General features: G+C 43.2%; 17 protein-coding genes, 1 tRNA gene and 1 pseudogene. 7 read left to right on the top strand and 12 right to left on the bottom strand.

Annotated elements, in window-relative coordinates:
• The first annotated feature begins 151 nt into the window (after positions 1-151).
• From ZMOB_RS01955 to ZMOB_RS10525, 3 genes and pseudogenes are all read left to right on the top strand, one after another.
• Positions 152-721, top strand: coding sequence for a cold shock domain-containing protein (locus ZMOB_RS01955; protein ID WP_014500475.1), 570 nt, complete (start codon positions 152-154; stop codon positions 719-721).
• A gap of 144 nt (positions 722-865) precedes the next feature.
• Entirely contained in the window at positions 866-1,375 is a 510-nt protein-coding gene (gene mlaD, locus ZMOB_RS01950; protein ID WP_011240785.1) for an outer membrane lipid asymmetry maintenance protein MlaD, read from the top strand.
• Positions 1,372-1,842: pseudogene (locus ZMOB_RS10525) on the top strand (DUF2155 domain-containing protein); the annotation flags it as partial. The gene mlaD and the pseudogene ZMOB_RS10525, both read left to right, overlap by 4 nt.
• A 35-nt stretch (positions 1,843-1,877) precedes the next feature.
• On the opposite strand, the gene aat reads toward ZMOB_RS10525, so the two are convergent.
• Positions 1,878-2,684, bottom strand: a complete 807-nt coding sequence (gene aat / locus ZMOB_RS01945; protein ID WP_014500473.1) for a leucyl/phenylalanyl-tRNA--protein transferase — start codon at positions 2,682-2,684, stop codon at positions 1,878-1,880.
• Between the two features lie 150 nt (positions 2,685-2,834).
• Between aat and ZMOB_RS01940 the strand changes: the two genes are divergently transcribed.
• Positions 2,835-3,845 (top strand): P1 family peptidase, encoded by a 1,011-nt coding sequence (locus ZMOB_RS01940; protein WP_014500472.1) that lies wholly within the window; start codon positions 2,835-2,837, stop codon positions 3,843-3,845.
• A gap of 6 nt (positions 3,846-3,851) precedes the next feature.
• On the opposite strand, the gene ZMOB_RS10480 is transcribed toward ZMOB_RS01940, so the two are convergent.
• The 6 genes from ZMOB_RS10480 to ZMOB_RS01915 all read right to left on the bottom strand — a co-directional run bounded on the left by ZMOB_RS10480 (position 3,852) and on the right by ZMOB_RS01915 (position 6,535).
• The gene (locus tag ZMOB_RS10480) at positions 3,852-3,977 is read right to left on the bottom strand and encodes a hypothetical protein (protein ID WP_011240789.1); all 126 of its coding nucleotides are present in this window, start codon (positions 3,975-3,977) and stop codon (positions 3,852-3,854) included.
• A 4-nt stretch (positions 3,978-3,981) separates the two neighbouring features.
• The gene (locus ZMOB_RS01935; RefSeq protein WP_014500471.1) at positions 3,982-4,410 is read right to left on the bottom strand and encodes a hypothetical protein; all 429 of its coding nucleotides are present in this window, start codon (positions 4,408-4,410) and stop codon (positions 3,982-3,984) included.
• Complete coding sequence (locus ZMOB_RS01930; RefSeq protein WP_011240791.1) at positions 4,403-4,624, bottom strand: hypothetical protein; 222 nt, start codon at positions 4,622-4,624, stop codon at positions 4,403-4,405. Before ZMOB_RS01930 ends, ZMOB_RS01935 begins: the two co-directional genes overlap by 8 nt.
• A 34-nt stretch (positions 4,625-4,658) precedes the next feature.
• Positions 4,659-5,213 (bottom strand): glycoside hydrolase family 108 protein, encoded by a 555-nt coding sequence (locus ZMOB_RS01925; RefSeq protein ID WP_014500470.1) that lies wholly within the window; start codon positions 5,211-5,213, stop codon positions 4,659-4,661.
• Between the two features lie 137 nt (positions 5,214-5,350).
• Entirely contained in the window at positions 5,351-5,677 is a 327-nt protein-coding gene (locus ZMOB_RS01920; protein ID WP_014500469.1) for a hypothetical protein, read from the bottom strand.
• Between the two features lie 225 nt (positions 5,678-5,902).
• Positions 5,903-6,535 (bottom strand): glutathione S-transferase, encoded by a 633-nt coding sequence (locus ZMOB_RS01915; RefSeq protein WP_011240794.1) that lies wholly within the window; start codon positions 6,533-6,535, stop codon positions 5,903-5,905.
• Between the two features lie 285 nt (positions 6,536-6,820).
• Between ZMOB_RS01915 and ZMOB_RS01910 the strand changes: the two genes are divergently transcribed.
• A complete protein-coding gene (locus tag ZMOB_RS01910; RefSeq protein WP_012817060.1) occupies positions 6,821-7,711 on the top strand; it encodes a DMT family transporter in 891 nt (296 codons plus the stop codon).
• A gap of 37 nt (positions 7,712-7,748) precedes the next feature.
• Here the strand turns inward: ZMOB_RS01910 and ZMOB_RS01905 are convergent, their stop codons facing one another.
• Positions 7,749-8,972: an amino acid aminotransferase gene (locus ZMOB_RS01905; RefSeq protein ID WP_014500468.1), complete on the bottom strand. Its 1,224-nt coding sequence runs from the start codon at positions 8,970-8,972 to the stop codon at positions 7,749-7,751.
• A gap of 316 nt (positions 8,973-9,288) precedes the next feature.
• On the opposite strand from ZMOB_RS01905, the gene ZMOB_RS01900 reads away from it, so the two are divergent.
• Positions 9,289-11,019 carry an alkaline phosphatase family protein gene (locus ZMOB_RS01900; protein WP_014500467.1) on the top strand — a complete coding sequence of 577 codons (1,731 nt, stop codon included), beginning with the start codon at positions 9,289-9,291 and terminating at the stop codon, positions 11,017-11,019.
• Between the two features lie 3 nt (positions 11,020-11,022).
• On the opposite strand, the gene guaD is transcribed toward ZMOB_RS01900, so the two are convergent.
• The 3 genes from guaD to ZMOB_RS01885 form a co-directional block, all read right to left on the bottom strand.
• The gene (gene guaD / locus ZMOB_RS01895) at positions 11,023-12,324 is read right to left on the bottom strand and encodes a guanine deaminase (protein ID WP_014500466.1); all 1,302 of its coding nucleotides are present in this window, start codon (positions 12,322-12,324) and stop codon (positions 11,023-11,025) included.
• Between the two features lie 13 nt (positions 12,325-12,337).
• Positions 12,338-12,838: a MarR family winged helix-turn-helix transcriptional regulator gene (locus ZMOB_RS01890; RefSeq protein WP_011240799.1), complete on the bottom strand. Its 501-nt coding sequence runs from the start codon at positions 12,836-12,838 to the stop codon at positions 12,338-12,340.
• Positions 12,839-12,951: 113 nt separating this feature from the next.
• Complete coding sequence (locus ZMOB_RS01885; protein WP_014500465.1) at positions 12,952-13,953, bottom strand: NAD-dependent epimerase/dehydratase family protein; 1,002 nt, start codon at positions 13,951-13,953, stop codon at positions 12,952-12,954.
• 125 nt (positions 13,954-14,078) lie between these two features.
• Between ZMOB_RS01885 and ZMOB_RS01880 the strand changes: the two genes are divergently transcribed.
• Positions 14,079-14,153 (top strand) — tRNA-Gln (locus tag ZMOB_RS01880).
• 3 nt (positions 14,154-14,156) lie between these two features.
• On the opposite strand, the gene ZMOB_RS01875 is transcribed toward ZMOB_RS01880, so the two are convergent.
• Positions 14,157-15,695: a sucrose-6-phosphate hydrolase gene (locus ZMOB_RS01875; protein ID WP_014500464.1), complete on the bottom strand. Its 1,539-nt coding sequence runs from the start codon at positions 15,693-15,695 to the stop codon at positions 14,157-14,159.
• Positions 15,696-15,743: the final 48 nt, after the last annotated feature.

The following is a 15,743-nucleotide window of genomic DNA, read 5'->3' as shown; positions in this document are numbered from 1 at the left end:
TTTATGACCTGTCAAATTTTTGATCGAGAAAGGCTTTTAGAAAAGAGGCCTTTCATTTTGGATAAAAAGCGCAATATTTTTCATGAATACTGCGGTATAATTACTTTCTTCTTTCTTTCTCCATGCTAGTTTGATTGAGAGGAGGGGGAGAATGCCGAATAAACAGCTTCATTCTACTATAAAAAACGTAACAGCTATGCCTGTAAGTGATCAAAATTCGGTCGATATTTTGATTACAGGATATGTAAAATGGTTCGATATTATTAAGGGTTTTGGCTTTTTGATCGGTTCAAAGGGCGAAGGCGATATCTTGATCCATTTTTCTTTATTACAGGAATATGGGAAACGTTTTTTACCAGAAGGCTCATGGGTCAAATGTTTGGCAAGGAAAAGCCGTCAGGGGTGGAAAGCCTATAAAATCCTTGCCTTTGAATTAAATAAAGAGATCGATCATAAATCGTCGCTTGATAGTAACGAACCGCCTTTAAAGGAAAGTGAAACATCCTTTGAAGCGGTTACTGTCAAATGGTTTAATAGAACCAAAGGCTATGGTTTTTTGATCCGGAATGCTGATCAGCAAGATATTTTTGTCCATGCTGAAGCCTTTCATGCCGCTGGCATCAAGAAATTTGAAGCTGGAAAATCGCTTTATGCTTGCCTTCGGCAGAGTGATAAAGGGCTATCGGCATATCTTTTAAAAGACGTAACAGCGCCCGAATAGACTTAAATCAGATAGCTCCTTTATTCCGATCTGTAAGAATAACGAGACGTCTACCTTAAAAATTCGTCTTTCACGGATTTCGATTAGGTCTATAAGTCATGAAACCCCTTTGGTGAAATGCTATAAAAGAGATATAATCGCCTGATGAAAAATACTTTGCGTGAATATAGTGCAGAGGCGTTAACCGGCCTTTTTATTGTCTTGGCGACGATTGGCTTCGCCTATTATGCATGGAATAAAACCGGTGGTGGTGTGACTGCTCATGCGGTTCATGTAAAGGCGTTGTTTCCTAATGCAGGTGGTATCAATTCTGGCACAGAAGTTAGAGTTGCCGGTGTGAAAATCGGTAGCGTCCTTGATGAACAGCTTGATCCGCAAAGTTATCAGGTTATGGTTAATCTGGCATTAGACCCGAATATTCCTCTTCCCTTAGACAGCAGCGCGGCTATCACCTCGGACGGTTTGATGAGCGGTTCCTATATTGCGCTTATTCCGGGTGGGTCAGACAAACATCTGAAAGAAGGCGATACAATCATTGACACCCAAGGCTCGGTTAATCTGATGGGGCTGATTGGCCATTATTTAAATAATAGTAGTGGTTCAAAACCGGCACAGAATGATGCCTCGGGACAAGCTGCTGACAAAAATTCATGAAACGAATTATCGTTATTGTTCTTTTGGTGGCGGTTATCCTCCTTTCGGGAGGGATTTTGTGGGATATTAAAAAAAATCGTCCCGAATGGTTCGATTTTCTTCCGCAGAGCGAAAACCAAACTTCATCACCTAAAGTCGGTGATGAAGAGCCTTCAAAGGACGATAATGAAGTAAAAGTTCCTGAAAAAGCTGATCATACTGAGGCTCCTCCTCCTGAAAAAGGATTACTGCCGATGTCTCAGCGTGTGGCGGTCTTGGGCGTTTTGAATAAAAAAACAGGTGAATGGCAAGATATTACCTTGCATACAGGAGAAATAACGCATTTCCCTGATCTTATTATCAAATTACAGGCCTGTGATGAAACCATGCCTTGGGAAGCTGAGCATTTAACGGGGGCTTTTGTGCAGGTTGAAAGCCTAAAATATAATCATCGCTGGCAACGAATTTTTTCAGGATGGCTTTATAAGGAAGCACCGTCCTTGAATGTTCTGGAAAGCCCTGATTATGATATCTGGCCTAAAAGTTGCACAATGCGCGCACCATTAGGACATGCTAAAGAGAAGGAAGCTTCACCTGGCGCAGTCCCATCAGTCTCTAAAGCTATGCCTTCCGTAAAGGGTAAATCTACATCAGCGAATTGATTTTCTTTTGTCTTGCTGTGTTTGTTGTGTAGGAGTGGAGAAAGGCGATCGAGGGTATTCCAGTTGCCGGTTTCTTTATCTGTAAAATAACTGGAAACGGCAGATTTGAGATGCTTTAGATAGTCTTCTCTTGTGATTTCTATTGCCCCCATAGAGGCGAGATGATCGGTAATAAATTGGCAATCAAGCAAGCTGAAATTGCCGACTTTCAATCTGGCTACCAGCCAAGCCAACGCTACTTTTGATGCATTGCTGACCCGACTGAACATGCTTTCCCCAAAAAAGGCATAGCCTAGATTGACTCCGTAAAGGCCGCCAACCAAACGGTTATCCAGCCAACATTCGATAGAATGGGCATAACCTAAATTATGGAGCTGGCAATAAGCTGCACGGATAGGGGGATTAATCCAGCTGTCGGGGCGATCTTCTGTTGGTTCGGCACAAAGGTCAATAACCGCTTCAAAATCGCGGTCTGCGGTTACTAAAAAACGATCAGAGCGAATAATCTTAGCCAAAGAGCGCGATAAATGAAAATGATCGAGGGGCAATATTCCGCGTTTTTTGGGTTCAACCCAATAAACTTCATCTGTTTCCCGACTATCCGACATCGGAAAAATGCCGGTCGCATAAGCACTAAGCAAAAGATGAGGATCGATCATATTTGTCATAGTCTGCCTTCTTTTCAGGATCAGACTATAGGAGATAGCGGTTGGAATTGGTAATCAAAATAAAAGCAGTACACTTCTTTCGGTCGAAAATTTTTGGTTTTAGAATAATCTAGAAACCGTTCTTTTAAATGTTTTGAATAGCAGGTTTTTTTGAAACAGACATTTTCTCCCAAAACCGGCAACCTTAATTTGATTACGGATGTCGGCGGCCTATTAGTTGGGCAATCAGAAGATCCGATCGCTGAAACGGGTGTTACCGTTTTGACCTGTCCGTCTTTGTGGACGGCCGCAGTCGATATTCGTGGCGGGGGCCCTGGTGGGCGAGAAACTGCCGTGCTTGATCCCGAAAATCTGGTTGGCGGCGTGCATGCTATCGTTTTGACCGGAGGATCTGTTTTTGGATTGGCCGCCGCCGATGCGGTAACTGTAGCCCTATCTCAAGAGGGAAAGGGGTTGAATATCAATAGCTGCCACAATCCTGTGCCAATCATTCCAACGGCAGTGCTTTATGATCTGGCGAATGGCGGCAAAAAAGATTGGGGTAATACCCCGCCTTACTATCAACTGGGAAAAACCGCGTTACAAAAAGCCGATATTTCTTTTGATCTAGGACGAGCCGGAGCGGGCTATGGTGCTTTGGCTGGTCATGTCAGGGGCGGTATTGGCTCAGCCTCTTTGGATTTGGATGATGGGATAATCGTAGGCGCTTTAGTCGCCGCTAATCCCGTTGGTTCTCCTTATATGGATGATAATCGGCATTTTTGGGCCTGGCCTTTTGAAATCGGTCAGGAATTTGGAGGAGAAAAACCCGATATCAGGCAGGTATCCTATAATGATCCCTTTCCCGATATCGAGCGACTTTCCGAGAATTTTCGTTTAAAAGGCGGCGCCAATACGATGTTGGCTGTTGTTGCAACAACAGCAGAACTCGATCGCAACCAGACAAAAAGATTAGCTATTATGGCACAGGACGGTTTTGCTAGGGCTGTTAGGCCAGTGCATACACCTTTTGATGGTGATACTTTATTTGCGTTGTCTTCCGGTGCGGTTTCTATAGCTGAGGGAAAAATAGCGAATTTAGAATTGGCGCGTATCGGTTCTGCTGCTGCTGATTGTGTCACACGAGCCATTGCCCGTGCCGTTTATTATGCCAATAAATGACTTTGACTATTTAGGTTCGTTCGTTTTGTTTTCGGTCTGCACCGCTGCCTGTAAAGCTAATAATTGCAATCGAATAGAACCGGCTGTTTCATAAAGATTGATACTACCCTGAAGCCATTCGGCAGCGGTCATCCTATTATCGGGATTGTGAGGAAAGGCGGGTAGCGGGGGCGGGGGTGTCATCAGATTGGCTGGCAAGTCCGGCATTGGCTGCACGACGCGCGTCGTCGAGCAAGCGGGAAGCATCAGCATTGCCACAGACAGTATTATATACCGGCTGGGTTGCCATTTTTTGTGCATTTTCTTGAATATTCCTTATTTTATCGCCTTGTTCTTGCTGAATAAGACCCATCTGACGGGTCAAATCGTCTATTTGTTGTTGGGCAAGATTGGCTTGTTTCTGGGCGGTTTCCAGAGCTTTTTCATATTTTGCCTGTTCATGCCGTTTACCGCGCCGATAGCCATCGTGATGGATCAGCCCGATCGCAAGAAAAATGGCCGATATCGCCAAAATTGGTTTCCATGAGCCTTTTATAAAAGACCAAATTAAAGGTAGCTCAATCATGGCAGCCTTCATTCTGGATATTTTTATTATCCTGATTACTGAAAGAAATCAGGGTTCCGCCAAAGGTCGCCATCCCGATCCCTTGCGCCATATTGTTAATCCATCCCATGTCATGTCCCAGCAATGTGCCAACGACGATAAGCAGACCTCCCCATGTTGTGCGTTCTTTCAAACGGCCTTTTATCCAGCCTATGACTGTATAAAAATGCCTCATTGTTTTTCTCCATTTTGTTCAGGTTTTGTTCTTTTTAGGTCATGGCAGACCACCATTGACCATCGGGTAAATAACTGGTTGTCCGATTATTCCATCCTTTCAAAAATCGAGGCTGGTGAAGGGATAAATCAAAATTTTCCCGTGTTTTTGCCCATATAATAGCGGCTTGTGCTTCGCCATTTTTCTCTATCCAATCCCGATAGGCTTGAATGGTTTTATCCCCGACAACCCCGTCAGGCGATACACCAATAAGACCTTGTAAGAGCCGAATGGCTGTTTTGGGGCCTGATCCCCATGCCTTGTCTAACACCGAAGCAGTGACATGATTCCAAGGCAATTTATCCAAGCCGGAAGCATGGTAATATTGTGCGAGGCCTATGCTAACAGCTTCATCTTCTGTCAGTCCGGCTATATCAAAAGCCGTGATATGAGATGTCTGGCGTTCGCTGGAAAGCGCCGCAGCGGTGATGCCATATTTTGAGCCTACTAATTGACCATTCCACCAATTGCCTCGATCCTTGGGATCAAGAGACAATTGACCTTCCCAATGCTGGATATACCAACGGATAAAATCGGCGGCTGTCATCATGAGATAGTCTTCCTATTCCCTGATAACAGTCGAGAAAGACGGATTCCGATCATTTTAGAATTTCCTGAAAATGAATATGGGCGACCATTTTAAAATAGGAAACTTGTCACTATCGATGGTCACCCTTGAGCTTCGATTTATTGAACGATTTCTGATCGGAATCCGTGGATGTTCGCCATTTCAAGCATATCTTCCGTTGATATGACATGTTGTCCGACAAGCCAGACATCTCGAGGAAAAGTGATGTCCACAATATTGGCATGGCATACCGGCACATAACCCTTGCGCCTTAAATAGTTAGCCGCAGAGCTTTCTATTTTTTGATGCGATAATTGTTGTTTTTTGACGGTATCGCCATATCCAAGATGCTTTTTAACAGGCGGGTATCCCGTCGATGCAACTGCATTTCGGGTCAGTGCAGGCAGCATATCAGGGGATACCATTGCCTTTTCAGAATTCCTCATAACCACATTCCTTTTTGTTCTTGTTATGTTCTAAAAATATCAACAAGACTCTCTGTAGGAAAGCTGGTTATGGTAAAATGTTATTTTTGTTGGAGTTGTATTATAAAAATATATCAATATTTATTGAATTTTAAATTTATATAATAAAATTTTTGATTTTTAAAATATTTGTAATCGACTCACAAAATTGAATAACGGCACAGTTCTCTGTGCCGTTATAGAATCTTAAGCCTTCATACTGGGACGGGAAGAAACTTCGCTATACCAGCGGTGTAAAGCTTTCAATTTGGAATCTGGTTCCATATCCAGTCGTTTTTTAGCCAGATCAAGGGCAACAACCGCTGTGATATCAGCCATCGAGAAAAAAGCACCAGCGGCATAAGCCTGCTTTTGTAGACGGCTATCGAAATCTTCAAAAAAGCGAATAGTCCGTTTTTTCCCGCGTTCAGCTAATTCCGGAATTTGTTGATAACTATCAACGCCTGTTAAAGCGTGGCCTTTAAGGTTGCTATTACTATTACGGGTAGCATCGACAACCGAAAAATAACCGTCCAGTTCTATTCGTCTTTCCCACATTCCTACAATTGCCCGCTCTTCGGCTGTCCGACCAATTAGAGGAGGATCAGGATAAATTTCTTCCAGATAACGGCAGATAACCGGCACTTCTCCTAATGCAGTGCCATCATCCAATAACAAGGTTGGCACGACACAATAGGGATTTATTTTGCGGTATTCTTCTGAAAATTGCTGCTTTGCGGCAAGGTCGACTTGGATATTTTCAATATCAATATTTTTTTCTGCAATAAAAATCCGCACCCGCCGAGGATTGGATGCGCCGCTATAGTCATATAATTTCATTTGTTTTTCCTCAATCTGATCTCTTACCGTTTATAATGTTTTGAACGCAGAAACGGCTATTTCTTTTCCGAAAAAGCGAAAAGTTTTTGTCACCTTGCTTTTATTGATAAAAGCGGCCCTGTGAGTAGAAGCTCTATTCTATTGCTTTAAATAATTATAATTTTCTGAAATTTGAATTTTTATTTTTGGTAAATAAAATAATAATATTTTTATTTAAAATAATATTATGTGAATTATAGTGCGGTTACAGCTATTATATTCACAATCCAAGTGAGGGGATATGTCATGAACCGGTTATGGAATAATGCATGGATAACCTTATCGCTGGCTGCTTTTATGTGGGCCAGCAATTTCGTTATTGGGCGTATTATTCCGCCTTCTATGCCGCCTGTTAGTCTGTCTTTTTGGCGTTGGGCTTTGGCTGCCTGTATACTTTTGCCGTTTGTGTGGTCATCTTTGAAAAAAGAATGGCGCGTTGTTTTAAGGCATTGGCCAATTATTCTCCTTTTGGGAACAACAGGGCAGGCCGGATCAAATACTTTAGCTTATTACGGATTGCATAGCACGGGGGCGACAGTGGCTTTGCTTATCCAATCGGCAACCCCTGTTGTCATCTTGCTTTTCGCTTTTTTTCTTTATGGTGAAAAACCAAGCCCAAAGCGTATTGTGGCGATGCTTTTTGCCTTTGGTGGCATTCTCTTTGTGATTGCCGCTAAGGGAAATGGTGGGGCGGCCTCTACAATCGGGGGAACTTTGCTTTTGACAGCAACGATGCTGTGCCAGGCTTTGTATGCTACCATTTTACGCCATAAACCGCCGACTACGCCGTTAGTTTTGTTGTTTTCCTGTTTTGTGGCAGCCTCTCTTGTCTTGCTACCTTTCCAAATTCCTTATGGGGTGGGGTTACCCTTCCATGATTCTCATTCTTTATCGGCGATAATCTATCTGGCTATTGGCCCGTCTATTTTTGCCTTTTTGTTTTTTAATCGAGGCGTTCATATTATTGGCGCCAGTCGTGCCAGCATTTTTCTCTATCTGATGCCTGTTTTCGGTAGCCTGATCGCGGTGCCATTCTTAGGGGAGCGTTTGGGATGGATGCATCTGACCGGATTTTTACTGGTCGGGGTTGGTTTTGTTCTGTCACGAGAAAAGGTGAAATCTATCTTATCCCGTTAATAAAAAAGCCCTTCCCTTGGGAAGGGCTTTAAACAGGTTAGATAACCTTTTGTATTGCCTTCACAAAAGGATCTATCGTTGTCGGCGTTAAACCGGCGACATTGATGCGACCCGATGGCGCCATATAAATAGCGTTTTCGATACGCAGCTTTTTAATCTGTTCTGGTGACAGCGGTAATATCGAGAACATACCTTTTTGCTGTAACAAAGGCGCAAAATAGGAATCAGCCTTAGCCAAAGATTGGCGATTACCGCTAATCCGTTGTTGCATGGCATTTAATTCTGTCTGCCAAGAATCATATAAAGCTTCATTTTCAAGAATAATACGAACAGCCGCTGCGCCATGATCGGGTGGCATAGACCAATGGGTTCGTGTTGATGCGATCAGATTAGACTGAACGATTTTACGGCTTTCGGCATTTTGGGATAACACGAAAATCGCGCCGGTTCTTTCTCGATAAAGCCCGAAATTTTTATCACAAGAATATGTCACGATCATTTCGTCTACTTGTTGGCTCAACCAACGAAGACCTGCGACATCCTCTTCTAAACCATCGCCTAAGCCTTGATAGGCAAGATCAATGACCGGTAATAATCCTTTTTGACTGATAACTTCTGAAAGAGCTTTCCATTGATCAAAAGTAAAGTCGCATCCGGTCGGATTATGACAACAGCCATGCAATAAGATGACATCACCCCTTTTGACCTGCTTCAGATCGTCAAGAACCGCATCAAAATCAATTTGACGTTTTTCTCTATTGTAAAAAGGATGGCTGATGCTGTTTAAACCAGTATTGGCAATGATCTGAAGGTGGTTAACCCATGTCGGATTACCGTAATGAATGTCTGCATTCGGATTGCCTGCATGGATGAGATCAAAAGCGAGCCTTAAAGCTCCGGTCCCACCAGGGGTCTGTAAGCCTGACAAGCGTTCATGATCTTTGAAATCATTCCCAAAGACGACCGGAATTAGTCGGCGAAAAAATTCTATATCGCCTGCGGATCCTAAATAAGATTTGGTATTCTGTTCGTGGATAAGCTGTATCTCGGCAGCTTTAACCGCTCGCATGACAGGGGTATGTCCCTGATCATCACAAAAAACCCCAACGCCGACATCAATTTTATTTTCGCGAGTATCTTCACGACAAAGCGCGATCAATTCCAAAAGCGCATCTGCTGGTTGAGATTTTAAATTTGAAAAAACCGATTTTTTTTCAGAATGGCTCGGCCTTTCTGTTATATTTTCGGCATAGGCGGTCATAATATCCCTCTTTCTATTCCTCGATAAAAAGAGGTTAAACGCAATTTAATCCCCGAAACAAGGATAAAGCATAAGGCTTTTCTGTATCTATAAAATGATAGGACAGGATAATAAATTTACTTCTATTATAGAGATAATGTCTTTTTCTTTATATCCATTTTTATAGCTATATTGATATATAATTATTTTTTGCGATCTGTATCATATAACGAATAATAATATAATTTTGTTATCCTCTTTAATAAAAAGAGACTTCCCTATATCGAAATGTCACATTTCGATGATATTATTGGTTTTTCCCAGAATTTTTTAAGGGATGAACTCATTGCTTCATCATTCTTTTTTAAAGACCGTATTTTCTTCGTTGGCGATAGCGATAGTTACAAGCAGTCTTTCATCGGTAACAATCGCGGCAACGCAACCTTTGGATAATCATCCCAAGGGAGAGATTGCCGCGTCTTCTGAAACAGCGCATAACCCATGGAGTGGGACGCGCCTGATCGTTGCTATTTCTGTTGATCAATTTTCGTCTGATTTATTTTCTGAATATCGTGGCCGCTTCCGGTCAGGAATGAAGCAGTTACAAAATGGTGTCGTCTATCCCATGGCTTACCATAGTCATGCGGCAACGGAGACCTGTCCTGGACATTCGGTTTTGTTAACAGGCGATCATCCAGCCAGAACAGGGATTATTGCCAATAACTGGTATGATTTTTCGGTCAAAAGGGCTGATAAAAAGGTCTATTGTAGTGAAGACCCGTCTCTTTCAGCTGATCCTCAGAATTACCAACCATCGGTTCATTATTTAAAAGTGCCGACTTTGGGTGATCGGATGAAAAAAGCGAATCCCCATAGCCGTGTAATTTCTGTAGCGGGCAAAGATCGTGCCGCCATTATGATGGGTGGCCATATGACAGATCAAATATGGTTTTGGTCTGATAATGCGTATAAAACGCTGGCTGATCATAAGGGGGAGATGCCTGCCACTGTAAAAACAGTGAATGAACAAGTAACCCGTTTGATGCAGCAAGATGAGGCGCCTGTCATGCCTTCTGTTTGTGCGGATCACGCATCGGCTCTGAAAATCGGGAATAACAGAATTATCGGCTTGGCACCGGCATCCAGAAAAGCCGGTGATTTCAAAACTTTTCGAGTAACCCCCGACTATGATCGGACAACTACCGATATTGCTATCGGATTGATTGATGAGTTGAAATTAGGGCATAGCAATGCCCCCGATCTGTTAACGGTGAGTTTGTCTGCAACGGATGCTGTTGGCCATGCTTATGGCACCGAAGGGGCTGAAATGTGTAGCCAAATGGCGGGTCTGGATGATAATATTGCCCGTATTATTGCTGCCTTAGATAGTAACGGTGTTCCTTACGTCTTGGTTCTGACAGCTGACCATGGTGGCCAAGATGTGCCTGAACGTGCAAAATTACGCGGTGTGGAGACGGCTCAACGCGTTGACCCCGCGTTATCGCCAGATCAGCTTTCTTTGAGGTTGGCAGAACGTTTTCAATTGAGCCATAATCAGCCATTATTTTTTGCCAATGAACCACAAGGCGATTGGTATATTAACCGTAATTTACCCGAGCAAACAAAAGCACAGCTTATTCAGGCTGCAAAATCGGAATTATCCAATCACCCACAGGTCGCTGCGGTTTTTACCGCATCAGAATTAACCCATATCCCATATCCAACCCGTTCACCTGAATTATGGAATCTGGCGGAAAGAGCGAAGGCTTCTTTTGATCCACTACGTTCGGGGGATTTGATTGTTCTTTTAAAACCGCGCGTGACACCTATTGCCAAACCGGTTTCATATGTAGCGACCCATGGATCAGCATGGGATTATGATCGGCGCGTCCCCATTATTTTTTACACGCCGCATGCCTCCGGTTTTGAACAACCTATGCCGGTTGAAACCGTCGACATTATGCCAAGCTTAGCGGCTCTCTTGCAGATTCCTTTGAAAAAAGGGGAGGTCGATGGCCGCTGTCTTGATCTTGATCCGACGGAAGCTACCACCTGTCCCGTAAAATAGTCTCTAGATAGGGGGGTGATCAATACCGCCAAAAGCCAATTTACCTTTGATATAGGTAGCGGCAATAGCGCGATCATCCCCCATAATTTCGAGAGCAAAAAGCTTTTCTTCCAAAGAGGCGTTTTTTGTTCTGCGATCAAGCAAAGGCGTGGCCGCCGGATTTACGAGGATAAAGTCTGCTTCTTGCCCCATTCCTAGTGAGCCAACATAGCGATCGATACCCAGAAGTCGCGCGCCGCCTAAAGTCGCGAGGTAAAAGGCATAAAAAGGATCAAGATTATAATTCTGTAACCGACATGTTTTATAGGCTTCAGCCATCGTTGCCAGTAATGAGAAGCTGGTTCCAGCACCCACATCACTTCCCAAACCCATCGTGATCTTAAGCTGGCGGGCTTTTTCTAAATTGAATAATCCTGAACCTAAAAATAGATTGGATGTCGGACAAAACGCAATTCCAGCACCCGATTTAGCTAAGCGATGGAACGCGGAATCTGATAGATATAGGCAATGCGCAAAAACACTTCTGTCAGTTAACAATCCAAAATTTTCATAGACTTCTAGATAATCGCCAGCCTTCGGGAAGCGTTCTTTAACGGCAGCGCATTCATCTTTTGTTTCAGCAAGATGTGTTTGCATAAGAATATCGGGATATTCACCCAGTATTTTTCCTGCACCAGCCAATTGCTCCGAAGAAGATGTCAGAGCGAAACGGGGTGTTACAGCATATCCCAATCGGCCATGACCTTGCCAGTTTTGGATTAACTTCTCACTATCGTCGAGGCTTTTTGGTATTTTATCGGCAAGCGCCTTTGGCGCTAAATCCATCAAGACATTACCCGTGATAATGCGCATATCCGCCTTTAAAGCAGCATTATAAAGCGCTTCGACTGATTGGAAATAGGATGTCGCAAAAACAAGCGTGGAGGTCGTGCCATTCCGCAGACATTCCTTTAAAAAAAAGTCGGCCGTTTCTGTCGCATAGGCTTTATCCGAAAATTTCTGTTCGGTTGGAAAAACCTTTTTTTCAAGCCAACCAAGTAAAGTCTCACCTCCGGCGGCGATACAGTCGAGCTGTGTGTAGTGGATATGACTATCAATAAAACCGGGCATAATTAAATAGCCGGAGCAGTCAGTAATCGCCAGATCAGGAAACTGCGTCTTGATAATTTCAGCCTTATCCCGTGCAATGACACGACCATTCTCAACGACGATTATGCCATCTTTTTGATGGGAAACAGCCTTGTCCCCATAGAAGGACGGGTCATCTGTAAAAGAAATTATTTCGCCTCGAAAACCCTGACGCATGTCTATTTCCTTGTTAATCGCCTTTGCGGAGGGCTAGGGCAGAATCCTTTATATCGGTCGATAAAAGATTTTCTAATAATTGCCAGAATCCGGTTACAGCATCGGCTCCGCTAGTCGCGTAAGCCTTGGCCATTTTATCTCGAATTAATCCGAATAACTGACTTTCTAGAGCTTTCCCTGAATCACTTAATTTCAGCAATCGGCATCGGCGATCCCGTTCGCCTTGTCTTATTGTGATAAGTGCCTTTTCTTCTAAATCATGAATAATCCGTCCTAGAGATTGTTTAGTGATATTCAGCAATCGAAGTAGCTCTCCGACTGAAATATCAGGTTTTCTGGCAATAAAATAAAGCGAACGATAATGCGCTTGCCCTAATCCGTTTTTTGTCAGCAGGCTATCAATGGACTGATAAATAGTGGAGTAGCCAAAATAAAGGAGTTCTATACCCCGTCTTATTTCAGCTTCCCTTAGGAAAAGAAGGGAATCGGCTGGCGAAGAAAACGCCTCTTTCATCAATCCACACCTTTGAAAAATAAATAAAATATGGGGAAAGAAGGATATAGAATTGATTGAGAAAACAAAGCCCTGTTTTTTGAGCTAACAATTCTGAATTTTTTATAATAGCTTCATGAATGGGTGATATAATGGCGAAACCATTCGACAAAACGGCCTGCTCCGATATCCAGCGTAATCTTAGGGTGAAATCCTAAATCCCGCTTTGATGTCTCAATATCGGCATAGGTGGTGGAAACATCACCTGCCTGCATGGGGCGCAATTCTTTGATGGCATGACAGCCGCAAGCCTCTTCTAATAATTCAACAAGATATTTCAGGTTTTCGGGGTGATGATTGCCGATATTATAGAGATTATGAGGATTAAGGCTGCCGCCTGATTTTATCTTGTTATTATCTTGAGGTGGGTTGTCCAAGGCCGCAATTAAACCGGATACCGCATCATCAATATAGGTGAAATCACGTTGCATTTCGCCATTATTAAAAAGCATAATTGGCTGTTTTTGAAGGATTTTTTTGGTAAAAATCCACATAGCCATATCTGGGCGACCCCAAATACCATATACTGTAAAAAAGCGGAGACCTGTCAGGGGGATACGGTAAAGATAGGCATAGCTTTCGCTTAACATCTCACCCGCTCTTTTGGTTGCTGCGTAAAGAGAAGCTGGGTAATCCGGCTGGCTATCAACTTTAAAGGGCAGGGTAGAACGGTTGCCATAGACAGAAGAGGAAGAGGCATAGACCATATGCCGGACTTTTCTATGTCTTGCTAACTCAAGTATATTGAGATGGCCGATTAAGTTAGAATCGCCATATATCTGGGGGTTAATGAGCGAATATCGAACACCGGCCTGAGCACCTAGATGGATAATGCGATCAAAATCGAATTTTTCGAGAGTGTTATTGAGAAGAGTTCCGTCCGAAAAATCGATAGGGGAAAAATGCAGTTTGCCGTTTTTGAGCTTTTTTAATTCTGCCAAACGTTTTTTCTTTAACTCGGGATCATAATAATCATTTAGATTATCTATCCCGACTATTTCTTCGCCTCTTTCTAAAAGGGATTTTGCAGCAAAACTACCAATAAAGCCTGCAATGCCTGTTATCAGAATAGCCATAATCGAGATCCTTTCGGAGGAATTGCCCGAATTGAGGTCGAGAAAAGAAAAATTTTTAGAAATCAGGACTTTTCAAGCCCGTTTCAGTCGTTATAAAGAAGATCATTCTCGACCGAGAAGCCTATTGGGGCGTAGCCAAGCGGTAAGGCAACGGGTTTTGATCCCGTCATGCGCAGGTTCGAATCCTGCCGCCCCAACCATTTTTAACAGGCATCGCTTGAAAAAGCGGCTAGATTAGCATCCTGTAATGTCCATCTCTTAAAAGAATCAAAAACGGCATAGCCTTCGATAGCGAATAAACGGCCTTTAAGGCTGTCCTTATCGGGGAATATTCGACTACTTATGCTGTAGAGGCCTTGGGTCTGATCATCGCCGACAAAAATTTCTATAGATGATCGGTCAAGGAATATATGCAGTCTGACTTTGGAGGTGTTCGGAAGCGGACAGCTTCTAATCCCTTTTACATTTTGCCCCGAGCGATTTCGGTCAAGAATGATACGATTCTGGCTTCTATCGATATAAAGAAGCGTTTCTTGCCCTTTGCCATTACAGCGCAAAGCCAAACCAGCTTGATAAGCATTGCTTTTTTCCAAGTCAAAGATCAGCTCTATTTCTTGCAGGGGAGAGTCCATCGTAAAGGGATGCTCGGCATCCGAAAGCGTTACGACAGATTCAATTTTTTCCGATTGTCGTAAAATCTCCATTTCTCTAACAGGCGTCATCACAATTTTATTATCAATTAAATCAAGCTTGCGGGGCAACGTCATACAGCCAGCCCATCCATCTCGTTGGCTGGGTTTTTGATTTTCCCACATATCAAACCATGCAATTAATATTTGACGACCATCTTTAGCTTCAAAACGTTGTGCTGCATAGAAATCATGACCATAGTCTAGTTCTTGGAAGGATGTTTCCGGCGTAAATTGAGGTGCTTGCCATTTTCCAAGAATATAGCCGTTTTGAAATAGATTCCGGTTTTTGTAACCGCTTGCCTTCAAGCCTTGTGGAGAAAACATCAAAACAGAACGATTGCCTAACGAGAAGAAATCAGGACATTCCCACATAAAAGCCCGTTTTCCCAGCGGTAATTGAGAATTATCACCCAGCAGTGTTTTGACAAAAATCCAGTCTTTTAGATTTTCGCTTCTGTATAGAGCGACATGTCCGATTCCTTGATGTTTCTTATCATCTGTTCGATAGCCCACCACCATAAACCAGTGGTCATTCTCCTTCCAAACGCGAGGGTCTCTGAAATGGGCGACCTGTGGCATGGGTGCTTTTTCAAGGACGATGCCTTCTTTTTGAAAATGGATGCCGTCTATGCTTGTCGCCATACACTGCACTTCACGAATGGCATCAGGGCTATCGTTAGATAAAACGATATGCCCCGTATAGATCAGAGTCAAAACGCCATTATTATCAACAGCGCATCCTGAGAAACAGCCGTCGCGATCAAATGAATCCCCTGGAGCAAGGGCAACAGGGAGTGTTTCCCAATGAACTAAATCACGGCTTTTCGCATGTCCCCAATGCATCGGCCCCCAGACAGGTGCAAAAGGATAGTATTGATAAAAAAGATGGTATTCCCCCTTGAAAAAAATCAGCCCGTTGGGGTCATTCATCCAACCAGTTAAAGGCGTTACATGAAATCCAGGATACCATTCAGAAGATAGAAGCCGTTTTCCAGCTTTTTTCTGTGCATCCTCGGCTTTGATTAAATTTTTATAAGAGGGGGATTCCATTATCGCTGCCTTTTATTCGGATGGAAGAATTATAAAGAGTAACGACCA

The organism is Zymomonas mobilis subsp. mobilis ATCC 10988 (genome assembly GCF_000175255.2).
GTDB classification, from domain to species: Bacteria; Pseudomonadota; Alphaproteobacteria; order Sphingomonadales; family Sphingomonadaceae; genus Zymomonas; species Zymomonas mobilis.
Note: the sequence above shows the minus strand (reverse complement) of the source record. Positions and strands in the feature narration are given on the sequence as shown.